The 18201-nt window shown below is 39.2% G+C and carries 19 protein-coding genes and 1 tRNA gene; 13 read left to right on the top strand and 7 right to left on the bottom strand.

Translation table 11 applies throughout. The features are described 5' to 3' along the window. The first annotated feature begins 138 nt into the window (after window positions 1-138). Complete coding sequence (locus tag ACE1B6_RS02140) at window positions 139-1845, top strand: NB-ARC domain-containing protein (RefSeq protein ID WP_413255580.1); 1707 nt, start codon at window positions 139-141, stop codon at window positions 1843-1845. Here the strand turns inward: ACE1B6_RS02140 and gmk are convergent. Beyond that, entirely contained in the window at window positions 1842-2399 is a 558-nt protein-coding gene (gene gmk, locus ACE1B6_RS02135) for a guanylate kinase (protein WP_413255579.1), read from the bottom strand. The genes ACE1B6_RS02140 and gmk overlap by 4 nt on opposite strands. A gap of 195 nt (window positions 2400-2594) precedes the next feature. Further along, a complete protein-coding gene (gene remA / locus ACE1B6_RS02130; protein WP_413255578.1) occupies window positions 2595-2861 on the bottom strand; it encodes an extracellular matrix/biofilm regulator RemA in 267 nt (88 codons plus the stop codon). A 440-nt stretch (window positions 2862-3301) separates the two neighbouring features. Here remA and ACE1B6_RS02125 point away from each other — a divergent pair, with 440 nt between their 5' ends. Then, a complete protein-coding gene (locus ACE1B6_RS02125) occupies window positions 3302-4024 on the top strand; it encodes a choice-of-anchor W domain-containing protein (RefSeq protein ID WP_413255577.1) in 723 nt (240 codons plus the stop codon). 116 nt (window positions 4025-4140) lie between these two features. Then, window positions 4141-5862, top strand: coding sequence for an Rqc2 family fibronectin-binding protein (locus ACE1B6_RS02120; protein ID WP_413255576.1), 1722 nt, complete (start codon window positions 4141-4143; stop codon window positions 5860-5862). 180 nt (window positions 5863-6042) lie between these two features. Here ACE1B6_RS02120 and ACE1B6_RS02115 read toward each other — a convergent pair whose 3' ends face one another. Beyond that, window positions 6043-7752 (bottom strand): iron uptake porin, encoded by a 1710-nt coding sequence (locus ACE1B6_RS02115; protein ID WP_413255575.1) that lies wholly within the window; start codon window positions 7750-7752, stop codon window positions 6043-6045. Window positions 7753-7965: 213 nt separating this feature from the next. Here ACE1B6_RS02115 and ACE1B6_RS02110 point away from each other — a divergent pair, with 213 nt between their 5' ends. Further along, window positions 7966-8940 carry a metal ABC transporter substrate-binding protein gene (locus tag ACE1B6_RS02110; protein WP_413255574.1) on the top strand — a complete coding sequence of 325 codons (975 nt, stop codon included), beginning with the start codon at window positions 7966-7968 and terminating at the stop codon, window positions 8938-8940. Window positions 8941-9011: 71 nt separating this feature from the next. Next, window positions 9012-9782, top strand: coding sequence for a metal ABC transporter ATP-binding protein (locus tag ACE1B6_RS02105; protein ID WP_413255573.1), 771 nt, complete (start codon window positions 9012-9014; stop codon window positions 9780-9782). A 73-nt stretch (window positions 9783-9855) separates the two neighbouring features. Here ACE1B6_RS02105 and ACE1B6_RS02100 read toward each other — a convergent pair whose 3' ends face one another. Beyond that, complete coding sequence (locus tag ACE1B6_RS02100; protein WP_413255572.1) at window positions 9856-10263, bottom strand: ArsR/SmtB family transcription factor; 408 nt, start codon at window positions 10261-10263, stop codon at window positions 9856-9858. Between the two features lie 157 nt (window positions 10264-10420). Here ACE1B6_RS02100 and ACE1B6_RS02095 point away from each other — a divergent pair, with 157 nt between their 5' ends. After that, window positions 10421-11206 (top strand): metal ABC transporter permease, encoded by a 786-nt coding sequence (locus ACE1B6_RS02095; RefSeq protein ID WP_459562959.1) that lies wholly within the window; start codon window positions 10421-10423, stop codon window positions 11204-11206. Between the two features lie 34 nt (window positions 11207-11240). On the opposite strand, the gene ACE1B6_RS02090 is transcribed toward ACE1B6_RS02095, so the two are convergent. Continuing rightward, window positions 11241-11402, bottom strand: a complete 162-nt coding sequence (locus tag ACE1B6_RS02090; RefSeq protein WP_413255570.1) for a metallothionein — start codon at window positions 11400-11402, stop codon at window positions 11241-11243. 163 nt (window positions 11403-11565) lie between these two features. Here ACE1B6_RS02090 and ACE1B6_RS02085 point away from each other — a divergent pair. From ACE1B6_RS02085 to ACE1B6_RS02075, 3 genes are all read left to right on the top strand, one after another. After that, window positions 11566-11638: transfer RNA gene (locus ACE1B6_RS02085), tRNA-Phe, on the top strand. Between the two features lie 149 nt (window positions 11639-11787). Continuing rightward, window positions 11788-12573 carry a DUF433 domain-containing protein gene (locus ACE1B6_RS02080; RefSeq protein ID WP_413255569.1) on the top strand — a complete coding sequence of 262 codons (786 nt, stop codon included), beginning with the start codon at window positions 11788-11790 and terminating at the stop codon, window positions 12571-12573. Continuing rightward, entirely contained in the window at window positions 12570-12995 is a 426-nt protein-coding gene (locus ACE1B6_RS02075; RefSeq protein WP_413255568.1) for a PIN-like domain-containing protein, read from the top strand. The genes ACE1B6_RS02080 and ACE1B6_RS02075 overlap by 4 nt, the downstream gene beginning before the upstream one ends. A 24-nt stretch (window positions 12996-13019) precedes the next feature. Here ACE1B6_RS02075 and ACE1B6_RS02070 read toward each other — a convergent pair whose 3' ends face one another. Then, window positions 13020-13487: a hypothetical protein gene (locus ACE1B6_RS02070; RefSeq protein ID WP_413255567.1), complete on the bottom strand. Its 468-nt coding sequence runs from the start codon at window positions 13485-13487 to the stop codon at window positions 13020-13022. 238 nt (window positions 13488-13725) lie between these two features. Between ACE1B6_RS02070 and ACE1B6_RS02065 the strand changes: the two genes are divergently transcribed. From ACE1B6_RS02065 to ACE1B6_RS02050, 4 genes are all read left to right on the top strand, one after another. Continuing rightward, the gene (locus ACE1B6_RS02065; protein WP_413255566.1) at window positions 13726-14550 is read left to right on the top strand and encodes a TlyA family RNA methyltransferase; all 825 of its coding nucleotides are present in this window, start codon (window positions 13726-13728) and stop codon (window positions 14548-14550) included. Between the two features lie 32 nt (window positions 14551-14582). After that, window positions 14583-15434 (top strand): hypothetical protein, encoded by an 852-nt coding sequence (locus ACE1B6_RS02060; protein ID WP_413255565.1) that lies wholly within the window; start codon window positions 14583-14585, stop codon window positions 15432-15434. Beyond that, a complete protein-coding gene (locus tag ACE1B6_RS02055) occupies window positions 15431-16333 on the top strand; it encodes a polysaccharide deacetylase family protein (protein ID WP_413255564.1) in 903 nt (300 codons plus the stop codon). The genes ACE1B6_RS02060 and ACE1B6_RS02055 overlap by 4 nt, the downstream gene beginning before the upstream one ends. A 74-nt stretch (window positions 16334-16407) precedes the next feature. Continuing rightward, complete coding sequence (locus tag ACE1B6_RS02050; RefSeq protein ID WP_193982774.1) at window positions 16408-16629, top strand: hypothetical protein; 222 nt, start codon at window positions 16408-16410, stop codon at window positions 16627-16629. Here the strand turns inward: ACE1B6_RS02050 and ACE1B6_RS02045 are convergent. Next, on the bottom strand, window positions 16619-18046 hold the full coding sequence (locus ACE1B6_RS02045; protein WP_413255563.1) for a DUF697 domain-containing protein: 1428 nt from the start codon (window positions 18044-18046) through the stop codon (window positions 16619-16621). The two genes, ACE1B6_RS02050 and ACE1B6_RS02045, sit on opposite strands and share 11 nt — an antisense overlap. Between the last annotated feature and the right edge of the window lie 155 nt (window positions 18047-18201).

The raw sequence follows: 18201 nt of genomic DNA, 5'->3' as shown, positions 1-18201 counted from the left end.
CTACCGTGCAAAGTCACAATCAAGTCAGGAAAATTAAGTCAGAAAGTCAGGTAAAAAGTCATGATATACTCTGGGAAGAATGGAAAATATGCTTCCAATTCTCAGGGTTAACTAATTTAAGTTACGCATTTACACGGAATGGATATTGAGCAAGCTTTAGAAATTGTTGATGCAGCCTTAAAGCCAGATTCATTAAATAAACTTGATATAATTTTGTTTCGCCAAGCTTGGGATGGAAAAAGTTATGAAGAGATTGCTGCCAGTTCGGGTTATGATGTGGGTCATGTAAAGAATGTTGGCGCTCAGTTGTGGAAAAAGCTTAGTTGTGCATTAGGACAGAGAGTTACTAAAACTAATTTCTGCTGTGTTTTATATCGATATGCAGAAATCCCAAATTTGCAGCAGCAAGCTTCAGCAAAAAGAAATATCAAAAATCTTTTCCTCAAACCTAACTCTGTCCCACAGCAAGACTGGGGAGAATCAATTGATGTTTCTTATTTTTATGGTCGAACAACAGAACTTGCTAAATTAGAACAATGGATAAAAAAAGAAAATTGCCGACTGATTGCATTATTAGGTATGGGGGGAATTGGCAAAACTGTTTTGTCGGTGAAGTTAGCACAACAATTGCAAGGAGAATTTGAGTATGTAATTTGGCGCAGTCTCCGTCACGCACCGCCTGTGGAAGAAAAGTTAGGGAAAATTTTGCAATTTCTCTTTGATAATCAACCTATTGTTAGAAATATCAATGAGGGAATAAGTGAATTAGTTAACTTTTTACAAGAACATCGTTGTTTATTAATTCTGGATAATATAGAATCGATTTTCCAAAGAGGTGAATTAGCGGGAAAATATGGTCAGGCTTTTCAAGGTTATGGTGAGTTATTTAAACGGATGGGAGAAGGGTTATCGAAAAGCTGCTTGGTGTTAACTAGTCGGGAAAAACCGAAAGAAGTTGCTGTTCTTGAAGGGGAAGCTTTGCCTGTTCGCTGTTTGCAATTGTCGGGTTTGCAGTTAGCAGAGATTCCCCATTTATTTAACTTTAAAGGTAATTTTTCTGCCTCGGCATCTGATTGGGAAATAATAGAAAAATATTGTGCTGGTAATCCTTTAATTTTAAAAATGCTAGCTACTCAAATTCAAGAGTTGTTTGATGGTAATGTTTCTTATTTTATTTCTTTATGGCAACAAGGAGAAATCAGATTTGAGAATATTTATGAACTTTTAGAGGAACAGGTAAGTCGGTGTTCTGAGTTAGAGAAAGAGGTGCTGTACTGGTTAGCGGTTAATCGTCGTTCTGTTACTTTGCTGGAATTAAGAAATAAGATTTTAAGTTGGGAAACTCGGCAAAAATTGCCTGTGGTGTTGATGTCTTTGGAGAGGCGATCGCTAATTCTCAAAACTTCTTTCGGTTTTACCCTAATTCCCGTCCTAATGGATTATATTACTAATCTTATAATTCAAGCTATCACCCAAGAAATTAAACACAATAATAAACGACTAATCTATTTAATCCAACTTTTGCAACCTCAAGCAAGTAGGGAAATTCAAGCCGAACAGATTAACTTAATCTTAGAACCAATTGTGGAAAATTTACGTAAAGAATTTAGCTCTTATAAAGAATTAAAAGCTCTTTTAGAAAATATTCTCTCAGAAATGCGATCGCAAGTTTCTAAATTATTGGGATATGGGGAAATTAATATTAGTTACCTCAAAAAAGTGGCGGTAATTACTAATCCTAAAATTCAATTAGTTGCCCATAACCACTACCCAGAACCTATAGCAGATGAAATTGTTTGTTACCCAGTTTCATCTACTATAGGTAGCGGTATAAATTACTTTTAGCAGGGGACAAAAAGTGCTGCTTCCAGATTCTCCAAAGCTTTTTCCAAATCATCATTGACAATTTGAATATCAAACTCATTGGCGGCGTTAATCTCCTCTTGGGCACGTCGCAAACGTTTAGCAATAGCTTCTTCTGTTTCTGTTCCCCGACGACGAATTCTTTGCTCTAACTCCCAAAGGGAAGGAGGTAAAATAAACAGCCGTAAAGCTTTGGGAAAAGTCTGGCGAATTTGTCTTGCGCCTTCTAATTCAATTTCCAAGATTACCCACTTTCCTTGGGAAATCAGTTCTTCTACCTGAAAGCGAGGTGTACCATAATAATTACCAGCAAATTCTGCCCATTCCAACAGTTCTTGATTTGCTACCATTTGCTGGAACTTTTCCAGATTAACGAAATAATAATCTGTCCCGTGAATTTCTCCGGGACGAGGTAAACGAGTAGTTACAGAAGTGGAAAGTACCAATTCGGGATGCTGCGTTAGGAGTTTTCGCAGTAAGGTACCTTTACCCACTCCACTGGGTCCGGTGAAAACAATCAGTTTGCCTGTTTCCATAAGATTGAATTTAGATTTGAGATTTTAGATTTTAAATTGTCGTTCGTCATTTGTCATTTGTCATTTGTCATTCGTTAAGAATTTGGTTAAGAATTGTTTGGTAATTACCAATGATTCTTTACAGACAACTGTTGAGCAATAGGCTTTGACTGATGAGCAACAAAAACCCAAAATTCAAATCTAAAACTGACCAGCTTAGTGTTCTGTAGCCGTAACCTCTTTGCTGACGACAAAGCGATTAGCGACTGTTTCCGGTTGAATGGCGGAAAGAATTACATGGCTGGAATCAGTAATGATTACTGCTCTGGTACGTCGTCCGTAGGTTGCATCAATCAGTTGCCCTCTATCTCTAGCATCTGTGATGATGCGTTTAATAGGGGCGGATTCTGGACTGACAATGGCTACTACTCGAGTTGCAGAGACGATGTTACCAAAACCAATGTTGATCAGCTGAATATCCATGAGAGATTGACGGCCTAGCAGTATGAGGAGCTTTTACGATTCTACTCCCATGATAAATCCAAAAATTGCGAGTTACAAGGCTAAATGCCAAGAAAACAATTGTTTTTAGTTTTTCTTCCGGTTTTTTCACCTTTTTCAGAATTTGACTTCTCTCTAAAGGTATAGAACTGAACAATCAACATTAATTTCTGTGGCAAAAGGATTGCCGAACTGATGCTCAATAATAGAATAGTGAGACTGACAATCTGCGATTAAAGTTTAACAAAGTCGGGGATATATTAAAGATTTAGTAAAAATAGTCACTTTCTCTAGGCACGAAGAGAAGCGGTAGTCTAGTTTAGAGAAGAGGTAAAGGAATTACCGAAAAAGACTGAAAATACAGTATTAATTCTTTTTCCGCCATCCTAACAATTAATTGTAGAAAGTAGGAACTCTTAAAAATGATTAACTTACGTGACGTATTTTTTACTTTAGCAGTAGTTGGTTTAGGAGCCGTTTCTGTTCCTACTGCGGCTAATGCTTTTACGATCGTCGATCGCACAGGCTTTACTGATACCGAATTCAGAGGACTCCTTGATGATGGGCTGTTTGATGAACTATTTGTTGCCGAAGGTCGCATTGGTAACAACAGTGGTACAGGTGGCGAAAGGGAAATCGGGATTAACGACGATGTAAAATTAGGTGGTCTTCCAGTAGAGCAAGGTCAGTTGACTTGGGGAAATGGCAATCTAGTAGATTTTATTCTAGAGTACACTGGAAGCGTAGTTAATTATACTGTTGGCGGTCAACTACTGACTACAAATGCTTTTAGTGGCCCAGTAACAGATATTTTCTTCCGCACCCGTGCCACAGATAATAGCGAAATGACACTCAGCAATTTGTTTTTTGATGGAGTGGCAATTGACGATCCGCTTTCTTCCAAGTCAGGTATTAATAATGTGAACTATCTGCAAATTAGTGATATAACTGCTCCCTTTACTCTGACAGGTAAATCATTGATGAGTTGGACAGGTACTCAACCGATGCGTTCTAATTTGGCATATCAAATTAAGGTTGGTACTACTCCAGTGGAAAGTGTACCTGAACCTGGTACTGTGGGAGCGTTGTTGGCGGCTGGTGTTCTGTCTGTTGGGTTGAAGAAAAAACAAAAAGTTGCTCAATAACTTAGGTTTTAGTAATTTTTAATGGGTAAGGTGGGTTGAAGCTCACCTTAATTTTTTGTAATAATGTCTGGGATCTGAGAAGATGAAAGTAGACCTTTCAAGAAGAATCGGCTGTTTTGCAACCTGTTGACTTTACTACACTGACAGCTGCTTGTGAAGAATTAAAAGCTGGCTGGCTACCATCGCGCTTGGAACAAGTATATCAGCGCGATCGCTTCACCATATCTCTAGCTCTCCGCACTATGAAAGGTCGAGGTTGGCTAGATATTTCTTGGCATCCCCAAGCTGCCAGACTTTGTATTGCTGCACCTCCACCGAAAACACCCGACACATTTACTTTTAGTCAGCAGTTACGGCATCAACTTGGCGGTTTAGCTTTGATCGCAGTTCGGGAAATAGCACCTTGGGAAAGGGTTTTAGATTTCCAGTTTGGCAAACGTCCGGGAGATCCAGCACTTTGGCATCTTTATGTCGAGATCATGAGTAAGTACAGCAATGTCATTTTGACGGATGCTGACAACATGATTATTACTGCGGCGCACCAAGTCAACGAACAACAATCTAGCGTTCGCCCGATTTTAACTGGACAACGTTACGAAGTTCCACCAATACTTTCCGATCCGATTCCTAGTTTGAGCGAATCTCAACAGCGTTGGCAAGAAAGAGTTAGTTTAATTCCGGGAAAGTTGGGGCGATGTTTGCTGAAAAGTTATCGGGGTTTAAGTTCGGCGTTGGTGCAGTCGATGATTGAAGCGGCTGGACTCAATCCGAATCAATCTAGCGATACTTTAACAGAGTCGGATTGGCAGAGTTTGTTTCAAAAGTGGCAGGAATGGTTGCTAGTTTTGGAAAAGAGGAGCGATTCTTTTATTCCTGGGTGGACGGAACAGGGGTATACTGTACTTGGTTGGGGTGTGGTTGAGTCTGCTGAGGATGTTCATAGTTTGCTCGATCGCTACTACACCGATCAATTAAATCAGCAGGAATTTAAACAACTTCGCCATCAACTCAGTCAAAAACTAAATAGTATTCTGGGCAAACTACGGCAAAAGGCGCAAGGTTTTGAGCAAAGGTTACAGCAGTCTGACACAGCGGATCAACATCGTCAACAAGCTGATTTACTAATGGCTCATTTGCATGAGTGGCAACCAGGAATGAAGTCAATTATATTAGCAGATTTTGAGACTGGCGAACCTGTAAAAATTCCCTTAGATCCCGAAAAGAATGCCGTACAAAATGCCCAATCTCTTTACAAAGTTCACCAAAAACTGAAACGGGCTCGCAATGCAGTTGAACCTTTATTAGCTGAAGTAAACGCAGAGATTTATTACCTGGAACAGGTAGAAGCGGCTTTAGCACAAACTGAGTTTTATAGTAGTACAGAAGATCTGCAAACCTTGACAGAAATTCGGGAAGAATTAATTCAACAAAAGTATCTGGAAGATCCAGAATATCGTAGTGCTACTAGGGATGAATCGGAGTCGCATCCTTACCGATTCGAGACTCCTAGCGGTTTTGAACTGTTAGTTGGACGGAACAATCGCCAAAATGATTATCTCACATTTCGGTTAGCTGGAGATTACGATCTTTGGTTTCATACTCAAGAAATTGCGGGGAGTCATGTGCTGATGCGTTTAGCACCGGGAACTGTGGCGGAGGAGGCGGATTTACAGTATGCTGCGGATCTTGCTGCTTACTATAGTCGCTCTCGACAAAGCGATCGAGTTCCGGTAGTATATACCGAACCTAAACATATTTATAAGCCAAAAGGAGCAAAACCGGGCGTAGCGATCTATAAGCAAGAAAGGATTATTTGGGGTCGTCCCCAACTAAAGTAGTGGAAATACGACAAAAATCAGGATAACTACCGAGATCAAACATCTACCTTTTGTAATATTATAGATATTAAGAAAGTTTATCCTCTGCACGCATGGGAACGCGCAGTTGGGATTTCTTCTAATTAACAACAACACATTTTAAATATTAGACCAGCCCTTTATAGTGCTGGTCTTTTACCACTAGAATGTAAAGGTGGTACGGATTGTGCCAATAAATATGTCGCTGTTGCTGCTATTATGATCGGGAGCAGTTAGCCAAATTACTCCGGGGGTAATGGAGATATTATCGGTTAACTGAAATTGGTAAAAGGCTTCAACGTGAAAGGAAACATCGTCATCGTCGCCACCTAAACCAGCGCGAAATAAGTCTGTAGAAAGGCGAGGAGTTGCATCAGCAATTGGTTCTACACCAACTATAATTCCGCCCAAACTTCCTGGTTTTAACAAGTCAGGAAAAGCTAGGGTAACTGCGCCATAATAAATATCTAAACTGCCGCGGTTCAGTTGTCCGTCTAATGTGGAAAGGGTGCGAGTATTAATGTAGCCACCCCAGCCACCAATGACAAATCCGGGATTAATTTGCCAGGAAAATCCGGCACCGTAAGCATTACTAGAAATTGGTAGGTTGTTATCACCTGCAAAGGGTTGGAAGGCTTCTAAAGTCGATCGCAAATTTGCCAACCGACTACCAGTAAGGAGGCTAGTATTGTAGGAATGGGCATAAGTTAAACCAAATTTGAAACGTTCGCTTGGTTGAAATGTTAACTGTGCTAAAGCACCGTAAGGCCCATTAAATAAACCTTCTCCGGGAAATGGAGAAGAGGATGTACCTGAGTCGGCACGATAGCCTAAACTCACTTCTATGCTCTCAGTGAATTTGTGTCTAATTCCAATACCTGTCCCTTCTGTTAGGTAATAAATTGCTGGACGAGTACCAAAGCGAGATAAGGCACCAGTAGCGCCATCACCGTCAAAGTAAGGATTTAGTGTATCGGTAAATCCATCTGTACCGCTGGCATTGGCGGAAATGATTACTTCAGTTTTTTCGCCAATAGGAAAGGTGTAAGATAATTCATCTAAAACTAGATTATTATCTGCGGTTTCAAACGGGCCAGCACCAAAGAATAAATCACCTTCTGGTGTGTTAGTGATACTAGAAAAAGCTGGTAAATTACCTGCTTGAAGCCGAGTTAAAAGTGTATCTTTTCCCGTGAAACTAGTAACAAAATTCAGGCGAGCACGGTAGCCAAAAATGGGGTTTCTGTCTAGTCTGTTTCCAAAAGCATCGTCTCCGGCAAAAATAGAAGCGGGAGCAAAAATGACTTCTCCTTCTAGTTTTGTGGTGGTGGAAAATTGCTGGGATTCTACTTTAGTGACTCTGGCTTCTAAGTTATCTACTCTACCTCGTAAGTTAGCAAGTTCTACAGTAAATTCTTCTTGTAATCTTCGTAGTCGATCTAAATCTTCCTTGCTTATTCCTTGGGGTAATGCAGCAATTAATTCCTGAATTCTATCTAAACAACTGTTCAATCCTGCGGCAAATTCATAACGAGTCATGGCGCGATTGCCACGATAGGTTCTGTCTGGATATCCTTCAATACAACCGTATCTTTCGACTAAGGATTGTAATGCTTGAAATGCCCAATCTGTTGGTTGTACGTCGCGCAGTTGGGATACTGATGTTACTTGTTCTAAGCTGTTTTCTTCTGGTTGATTTTCGTTTGTGTATTGGTTGATTTGTTCTAGGGTTGTTTGGGTAAGATTGGTTTCTAAATTGCTGTTTTCTGGGGTAGTTGGGGGTGTGGTGGCGATCGCACCTGTGGATAAAGCTAGGCTGACACTAAGCACAGCCGATCCCATCACGGCTTTATTGCAAGATATATTCAACATGGATAATTCTTAACCTCACACCGAATTTAGTCAAGATTCAAGTATTATAAGGCTTTTCCGAAAAAAATCAAGTTTTTTTTGAGAATTATTGCAAATAGGTATCAATAATTTCTAAAGCTTGAAAAAGATAGAATGAGATTCATTCTCATGTTAACTATAGTATAATTGGATCGATTCTCAAAAAAACTCTAACTTGATTAAAGGAGAAAAGTTTTGGCTTACCCTAAATTGCACAGGTTGTTTTTAGGTTTGCTGCTGGTTTTGCTACCTGTTGCGGGTTGTAATCAGTCTAATTCGGGTTCTCCGTCTGCTTCTGAGGTAGCGCAAACTACGCCACAAACGCCAAAGCTGAAGGTGGTAACGACATTTTTGCCGATGTATTGGTTTACTAAGGCGGTGACTGGAGATTTAGCCCAGGTGGATATTTTAGTACCTCCGGGTAGTGAAATTCATGATTACCAAACTAAACCAAATGATGTGCAGGCGATCGCCCAAGCTGATGTTTTGGTAAAAAATGGTTTAGGTTTAGAGGAATTTCTCGAAAGTACAGTAAAAAATGCCCAAAATCCTAAGTTAAAACAGATTGAAGCTAGCCAAGGTATTCAACCTTTACAGGAACTTTCACCTGTGGTAAAACCAGTGGAAAAAAAAGGAGAAGGGCACGATCACGATCATGGTGAGGGTAATCCTCATGTGTGGTTAGATCCAGTTTTAGCAATTAAACAAGTGGAAAATATTCGCGATGGTTTAATTGCAGCAGATCCCAAAAATAAGGATATTTACCAAGCGAATGCTGCTGCTTATATTAAACAATTGCAAGCTTTAGATCAACAGTTTCAACAAAGGTTGAAGTTAGTGGGAAACCAATGTACTTTTATTACTTTCCATGATGCTTTTCCTTATTTAGCCCAGCGATATCAACTAAAACAAGTAGCAGTAGTACAAATTCCTGAAGATCAGCTTTCTCCCCAAGATATTCAGAAGACAATTGCGACAGTGAAGAAGTATAATGTTAAGGCTTTATTTGGTGAACCAGGAACGGACAATAAATTGTTAAGCAGTCTTTCTCAAGATTTGAATTTAACTTTGCGAACTTTAGATCCTTTGGAAACTGGAGATCAAGATCCGCAGTATTACATTACAGGTATGAAGTCGAATCTTCAAGGAATTGAAGCTGCTTGTCGCTAATCCCAGTGTTTTTTGTAGTAACCACTTCAGTCGGATACCCAAGATAAATTTAGAGAGTAGAATTGTCAGCAATGAGTTTAGCAGAAGTCCCGGTTTTAAAAGTGGATAATTTGACAGTTTACCGGGGTAATTATTTAGCGGTCAGGGATGTTTCTTTTGAGTTAAAATCAGGAACCGATACAGCAATAATTGGCCCTAATGGTTCCGGTAAAAGTACTTTGGTGCAAGCGATTTTAGAGTTGTTTCCTAAGAGTTCGGGAAATGTAGAAATTTTTGGTCGTCCGCCGAAAAGATTGGGAAGTTTGCGGCATTTGATTGGTTATATTCCGCAGCATTTTATTTTCGATCGCAGTTTCCCCATTTCAGTAAGTGAGTTGGTCGGATTGGGATGGTCAGGAGAGAAAAGATTTAATTTGTCTAGGTTTTGGCAACGAAACTGGGAGAGGGAAAAGGCGATCGCAAATGCTTTACAACGAGTTAATGCTTATCATTTGCGACAACAGGCGATCGGCACTTTAAGCGGGGGAGAATTAAAAAGAGTTTTACTTGCTTATTGTTTGGTTAATCCGCGGAAACTTTTGGTTTTAGATGAAGCTTTTGCGGGAGTAGATATTTCGGGAGAAGCTGATTTTTACTATTTGCTAAATGAACTAAAAAATGAGCAAGGTTGGACGGTTTTACAAGTTTCTCACGACTTAGATATGGTAAATAGTAACTGCGATCAAGTAATTTGTTTGAATCAAACAGTAGTTTGTTCGGGACAACCAGAGGCGATTCTTTCACCACAAAATTTGTTAGCTACTTATGGGCCAACTTTTAGCCGTTATAAACACCATCATTAGGATATGTTGTATTTGTAGAGGCGTTGTATACAACGTCTCTACAAATACAACATATCCAATAGATCTACAAGGATTAGGTTTCGTCTAAGTGTTCTGCAACTGCTTGATAAAGTTCTAAAACATGATGGTCTTGGAGGCGATAAAATACATTACGTCCCCGCTTTCGGTAGCTGACTAGTCTCATCGATCGCAAAACTCGCATTTGATGAGAAACCGCTGATTCAGACATTTCTAATGCTGCTGCTAAGTCGCAAACGCAAAGTTCTTTTACCGCCAACATAGATAGAATTCGCAAGCGGTTGGCATCTCCCAAAAGGCTGAAAAATTCTGCCATTCTTTGAGCTTTTTCTGTGGCGAGAATTTGCCCTTGGAGATAATGAACTTCATCTATATTAATGGGATGTGGGCGATCGCAAGTTATTTTTTCAGAATCAGGTGTCAAATTGCTTTCTATTTTATTAACGGCAGGTTCGACTGGCATTTTAAAATTGTAAGTGCTAATTGGTTTTTTGATGCTTTGTTTAAATTAAAGAGGTCTAAAAGTAGTGCTTTGGCTAAATTTATTTTCTCATTTCAATTTTAACTTATTAGCTGTGACTAATGTCAGCAATTTTTGGGAGTTGTTGCAATTTCCTTTTATGCAAAGGGCGATCGCAGGTGGTATCCTGATGGGATTATTAGGCGGACTACTCGGTAGCTTTGTGACTTTGCGACAGTTATCTTTTTACAGTCACGCTGTTGGACATTCGGCTTTAGTCGGAATTATTTTGGGTGTACTTTTACAATTAAATCCGACTTGGATGTTGTTGCCTTTTACGCTGATTTTTGGAGTAGTTGTCCTTTATTTGATCGATCGAACTGAACTGGCTAGCGATACTATTCTGAATGTGCTTTTATCAGGAACTTTGGCGATCGGCATTATTCTCAGTAGCTTAATTCGTGGCTACCGAGGCGGGTTGATGAATGTGTTATTCGGGGATATTCTGGCGGTTAGTCAAGTTGATTTGATCCTCACCTGTGTTTTGCTTTTTAGTAGTGCGATTTATCTGCTATCTACTTTAAAAGAACAGGTTTTATTAACTTTGAATTTGTCTGTGGCTAAAGTTCAAGGTATCCCAGTTCAGTTACATCGTTATTTGTTTGTGGTGTTGCTTTCTTTAACGGTGGCTTTGGCGACGAAGGCGATCGGGATTTTGCTAGTAAATGCTTTTTTGGTGATTCCAGCCGCTTCCGCCAAATTACTCAGCCAAAAGTTCCGCACTTTTCTTACTTTATCAATAATTTTGGGTGCTCTCAGCAGCATCATGGGCATATTTTTCTCTGGTCTTTTTAATTGGCCCTCTGGCCCCAGCATTGTTTTAGTCCAGTTTTCCCTATTTTTAGTGGTTGCTGGACTAACTCAGCTGCGAATGGCAGTCAAATAATACTGCTGAGATTCTAGATCCAAGCTTAACTAAATTAACAGCCACAGCCTTGATGACCACACCCTTTTCCTTCCGGGTGTCCGTTGGCACAGGCATCGCTGCAATAGTACTTGCCATCTTTTTGAATCGCATCACCAATGGAAACTACACAAAGGCAAGATTCACAGGCGCATTTCATAGTCGTGACAGTGGTCATGGTTGTTTCCTCATCGAATCTAAATTTAACTTTAATATATGAACAGGTATTCAGATATTTTTCTTCATAACTCTTTACAAAAGTGTCGGCAAATTTTTTGCCAAACACCCTTGCTAAAATTTAAATAGGTCTGCTATATTGATAAAGCGGCAAAAAAAAGCCAGCCGGGATAGCTCAGTCGGTAGAGCAGAGGACTGAAAATCCTCGTGTCACCGGTTCAAGTCCGGTTCCTGGCATTAAATTTCAACCCTTGAGATTACTTTTTCTCAAGGGTTTTCAGTTTTTTTATATATTTAGTGTTGGAGTAAATTTTGGATATTTTTGGGTGTAAATCAGGATGTAAAGGATCTAGACTAAAAACATAAAATTGTTTAACACTTTTACGATGAAAGCCACTTACCAAGAGCTAGATTTTCGGAATCTACCTCGGTATTCAATTACTGAGGCAAGTCGCTATTTGCTGATTCCAGTGGGTACACTGCGTTCTTGGATTCATGGGCGTTCTTATCCTACAGTGGGAGGTAAGCGCTACTTTCAACCATTAATTAACCTTCCGGATATGGAACTAAAACAGCTTTCCTTTATAAATTTGGTAGAAGCTCATGTACTACGAGCAATTCGTAAGGAGATTCGCTTAGATCAAGTTCGTACTGCTTTAAATTATATTGAACAGCGATTTAATGTCCCTCACCCCCTTGCGCGGATTGAGTTTCAAACAGATGGAGTTGATTTATTTGTTAATTTAGTGGGATATCTGGTAAATGGATCGCAGCCTGGTCAAGTGGAGATGCAAAAAGTTATCGAAAATCTACGGGATATTCCCCCATCACCTTGGTATCAGAGAAGTAATATTCAACTGAAGATGCAAACAGTTCTTGAAAATCTACTGAGGCGGATTGAATGGGATGAAAACGGTGTAGCAATTAAGCTTTTTCCCTTTATTCGTTCTACTGAAAGTTTGACGGAAGAATCTCCAAAAACTTTGGTTATCGATCCTAGAATTTCTTTTGGTCGCCCAGTTTTAGTAGGAACAGAAATTCCTACGGCTATGTTGGCACAGCGATATAAAGCAGGGGAATCGATCGATAATTTAGCAGAGGATTATGGCTTCGATCGTTTGCAAGTTGAAGAAGCCATTCGATGTGAATTATCCCTATATCAAGCAGCGTGAGTAAAGCGAAAAAGCCAATTTTTTATATTGATAGAGCTTTGGGAAAGAAATATGTTGCAGATGGACTCCGTAATGCAGGCGCAAATGTAGAAATTCACGACGATCACTTCCCACAGGATGCTCTTGATACAGAATGGTTGCCAGAAGTAAGCCGTAGAGGTTGGATAATACTAACTAAGGATGATGCAATTGGTCGTAATATTTTAGAGCAAATTGCTGTTGCTAGTTCAAATGCAAAAGTTTTTGTTTTAACTTTGGGAAATAGTACTGGCGAAGAAATGGCTAATGCCTTTACACAAGCATTAGAAAAAATGGAGAACTTCGCGCAAAGTAATCAACCGCCATTTATTGCCAAGGTAAATAAGCAGGGACAAGTGAGGATGTGGCAGAAGAGCAAAGATTTACTGAAATTACTACCCTAAGAAAGCTAGCAGTATTGCCAAATTTTACTTGCTAGAACCAAGATTTTTTTCTCCTAAAACGCTCCAAGGATGAGGAATATTTAAAATTTCGGGTTGGTTTTGTAATACAGTTAAACTGATGAGAAATGTTGCTCCGGCAAAGGCTAAGGCACCAGAAATAATTCTGATTAATGTAAGTGTTTTTTCGTGGCGTTGTTGGCGATCGCTTTCTACTGATAACATCTGAGTAGGAAGTTGCATTTGAACGCTCAAATCTTCCAAATTCTTTACTTCCAGAGTAACTTCGGTTTTGCTAACTTGAATAAATTGCAGTTCTTTTAACTTTTGAATAGCTTCAAGAATTTCTGTGTAATTATATGGTTTTTCCCGAAATTCGGCTGACCATGCTTGAAAGTCTTGCAAATCAACAGTTAATTTGGGATTAGCAGAAACTCTGGGTAACAGCCATTGGTAAAGTAAAATTGCACAGTTGGTTAATTTTGTGTCTAACATGACTATCTCCTTAAGTTGACTAGGGGCTAATGAAGGAGACTGGATAGGAATAGCTAATTGATTAATTGCTATTCGCAAAACTCTTAGTCCTTACTTTATTATTTTTCTCTATTTCTGCTAGTTTCAGTCACCCTGGTCAATGATTTTTTACACTTCTCATAATAATTGTTACACAAATAACAGTTTCCGATATGCTTTTGTGTATTAACTGCATAAATCTCTACAATTTGATAAAGTGATGACAAAACAACGGCTGGATGTATTGTTGGTAGAACTGAATTTAACTTCTTCTCGACAGTTGGCGCAGAGGTTAATTCAGGCGGGGGAAGTGCTGGTAAATCAACAGGTAGTTGACAAAGTGGGGACGCTGGTGGATACTGCTGCCCAAATTCAGGTGAAACAACGATCGCCTTTTGTCTCCAGAGGTGGCGAAAAACTGGCGAAAGCTTTAAAATGCTTTACAATTCCGATCTCAGGGCGCATTTGCTTAGATGGAGGGATTTCCACAGGCGGTTTTACTGACTGTTTGCTGCAAGCTGGCGCAAAGCTAGTTTACGGTGTAGATGTTGGGTACGGACAGGTTGACTGGAGGATTCGCAACGATTCCAGGGTAATCTTAAAAGAACGCACTAACCTGCGCTATCTGACTCCAGACGAGTTGTACAAAGATGGAGAAATTGCTGATTTAGCGGTGGTAGATGTTTCGTTCATTTCTTTAGCAAAAATTCTGCCTAGCTTATGGCAATTACTTCAATCACCCCGTGACGCAGTTTTACTTGTAAAACCGCAGTTTGAAGTAGGAAAGGAAAGGGTTGGCAAAAAGGGCGTGGTGCGGGATACTGACGACCAAGCAGATGCGATCGCGCAAGTAATTGCAGCTGCACAAGCGATCGGGTGGCAATATTGTGGCTTAACCTGGTCTCCAATCACAGGCCCCGCTGGTAATATAGAGTATCTTTTGTGGTTGAGCATGGAAAGCCAAAATTTGGCACCAGATCTGACAAGACTCAAACAGATCGCTAAAACCGCAAAAGAGGAACTTAATAATACAGCCGATAACTGATTTTTCTCATCACTTAATTAACCTGTAATTCAATGCGGCTTTTAAATTTATTATTTAGATTATTCCTCTACATTTTCGTTATTTGTAGCTTAGTCTTCTTCACAGTTAGCCTAAAGCTGATTGCTAACTTTATCGGTGAAGAACTAATTTACAATATTATGATTATTGGGGAATTTATCGCTATTTTACAGATAGTTGAATTTGCTAATGTTATTATTTTTGCAGTACTCGGTATGGGTTTTGGCTTAGCCAGCGTCATCTTGCCAAAAGTTTGTCAACTCAAAACAAGTGCCGTTTTGTTAATCATTCTAGTTCCGTTAATTTTTAGTATTACTCCTTTCTTGAAGTACAATACTTGGCTGACAGAGATTGCTGATAATGAGAATATTACCTACCAACAAGCACAAGCAATAAGTAACTCATTTTTAAAATCCCGAGTTAACTTAGAAGGTTTTTTTGGGTTTTATTCTTATAGTGCTCAATTTCCGATTTTACCCCGGACAAAAAAGGAAATGGTTTTGGCGGTAAACTTAGAGAAGAAAGTTCGATCGGAAATCACAAGTTTAACTAAAAAAGCTAATCTCAGCCAACAATCGATTTCTATTTTACTAGCCGCAGGTAATTGGACAATTCGCTTTTTCTACTTCTCATTATCAGTATTTACAACTATTGCTCATTTTCATATTGGTCGGCAAACAATTGAAAAACAACTATTAAAAGTTCGTGCGCCAATGTTTCCCCCTATCCCCCATCGTAATCAAATGCCCCAAAACAAAGCTGTTAGACAACCAGTACCCCAGAGAAGTAAACCAAAAGCACCTCCAATTCCGCATCGTACTCAATCTGTAAAATCAGAACTTCCTCGACGCAAATTGAATAAATGAAAGCCATTAAATTAAAACTTAAGTCTTTTCCTCTAAAAATTTTTCTGATTACCTTGTTGGTGATTACTAGTATTTGGTTGATTATCGATCTCACGATACCAAAAATACCTATTTTCGGTTTTCATAGTATTGTTGATACTCAGGGTTTAGCAGGTAAAAATAGTCAACAAAAATTCCGAAGAATTGATTATAGTAAGGAAGATTTCGCGGAAATTTTGATATATTTAGTGAATCATAATTTTTGGTTTCTTTCTAGCCAAGAACTTTATGATTATTTTATATCCAATTCCCGAACAATTCCGCCAGAACATCTAGGTCAAAAACCAATAATGCTGACATTTGATGATTCTTACAAAACCTTTTATACAAATTTATTACCTGTTTTAGAAACTATAGCAAATAAATATAATCAGAAAGTTAAAGTGGTATTGTTTATCAATCCCGGAATTATGGCAAAAAATGAGAGTAAAACTTCGTACAATATAAATTGTAACCAGTTGCGAGAAGGATTAGAAAAAGGATTTTTTGATATTCAATCTCATGGACAAAGGCACGAAAAACTTACTGAGTTAAATACTAAAGATTTAATTGATGAGTTAGAAACCGCACAATTACAACTGAGGAAATGTACCGCAGGTTTAGATCCTAATCAAACAGTTGCTTCTCATCTAGCTTATCCATTCGGTTCATCAAATTCCAAGGTAGAGAAATTTGCTGCTAAGTACTATAAATCAGGATATTTGTACAATAGTCGCTTTTTTTGGCGAGGGTGGTTGAAAAATAAGTACCAAATACCTCGTTTAACTGTTAATCGCCAAAAACCTCCCCAAGGTTTGATCCATATAGCGGAAAAAGCTCTTAAAATAAAAAATGAACGATCGCTTAAGTTAAGTCCATAAGATGAACTTGGCTGGTAAAGGTTTCAGTTAATCAAAATATACAAGTTAAAAGTTCGATCGCCAGAGGTTTAACTATGACTACAGAAAAACAAGCAAGGGAACAAATGGCGCAGCAGCGTCTAGAAATGGAACATCTGCAAGAGTCAATGTTGAATCGTGCAGAAGCAGAAGTTCAGCAGGGAGATAACGCTGCAACTGAAGAGTTAGCACGTCAACAAATGACACAACAACGTTTAGAAGCGGAACAAACTAAGGAGTCAATGTTAACTCGTTCGGAAGCAGAAATTACTGAGTAGATTTGTCAAAGTGTTGCTGCAATTCTGTGCGTAAACGATAGAGAATTGTGTGAGATTCTACCTGATTTAGTATTTCTTGAATGACTGTATTTGGCCCTAATTGTCCCCAAGTACAGCCTTTTTCTAAGTATACTTGAGCGGCGCGACCGATCGCATAAGCCCCATAACCCGCAATCCCCGCTTGGGCGATCGCAGCACCCGCAAAAGCTGTAATATTAGAAGGGTTTTCTCCCGCAGAAATTGCCGCAGCACTTTTCCCTAATCCCCATAAGAAACTAGTACCGATTTCTCCTAATAATAAACCACCTGAACTTAAGAGAATTGTTTTTAATAACTTGCCAGCTTCGTAACTAGTCATTGGTAAATTATAGAGTTTTGCTAAAGCGCGAATTAATGCTAAATCGGTTAAAGTTCCGCCAATAACATCTAAAAAAGCGATCGGATTTACGGCAATTGCGATCGCCTTATATTTAGTAAATCGCCAAATTAAATCTTCCGCTTCTTTTTCCCGCATTTCTACAGTTTTTCTGGCAATTCTTTCTTCTATATCTCTAGCTTGAACTAAGGCGTTTAGGGCAAGTAGCGATCGACCTTCCCGATTTAAAATCTTGAGAATTTTCTGCTTTAACTCATTAATTTGTGCTGGCGGACTTTCCCACTCATAACTTACCTTTCCATCAGGCATTTCTACCCTCACTTGTAACGGTGCAGGTTCAGCTGCTATCATCACAATTTCATCAGGTGAAAGTAACTCTTGTAAAATTGAATCATCACCAGTAGCAGCACCTAATCTTTGCAAATTTGCGTAAATTGTTTGTCGATCTTGTTCGGGATAAAGGTCGATTTTATTAAATACTAAAATTATTGGTTTTTGCGCCTTTCTTAATTGACAAAGTGCCTCATACTCAGTGCGAGTAATATCTCCAGAAACCACAAATAAAATTAAATCAGCTTGACGCGCCACATCTTGCGCCATTTTCGCCCTAGCTTGTCCTTCAATTTCATCTAATCCCGGAGTATCAATTAACTCCACTTGTATTTGACTACTCCCCCCCTGATGAGAACTCCCCCCCTTATTAAGGGGGGGTAGGGGGGGGATCGCCCAACGTACAGAACGAGGGTATTGAGTAACGCCATGAAGAGGGCCAGTTTGTAATATTTTCTGCCCAATTAAAGCATTTAAAACTGCTGATTTTCCCCGACTAACTAAACCAAAAGCAGCAATACAAATTACGCCTTGATCTAACTTTTCTAAAGTGCTATTTAAAACTTCAATTTCCGGGCGCAACATCGATCGCACTTTTGCCGAATGTCCAGAGATGGCGCGACGAATACTCGATCGAGCACGGTTAAAGTGGGTGTCTTGGCGACTCCGTGCAGGGGAAGGTTCAGTTTCGGGGAATGGTGTGTTACTCAAGGTTAAATCGGGGAAATGGCTTACAGTTCTATTTTGGCTAATATTTAATTAATTGGGTATTTTATACTATATCTCTGGTAAAAATAGAAAATCTCTATCTTTTATCTGTGTTTATCTGTGTTCATCTGTGGATATCTGTGGTAAAAAATCCTAGT

It is taken from the genome of Floridaenema fluviatile BLCC-F154 (genome assembly GCF_041929135.1).
In the GTDB taxonomy this organism is placed as follows: Bacteria; Cyanobacteriota; Cyanobacteriia; order Cyanobacteriales; family Aerosakkonemataceae; genus Floridanema; species Floridanema fluviatile.
The sequence above is the reverse complement of the archived record's forward strand: the minus strand, read 5'-3'. Positions and strand labels throughout refer to the sequence as shown.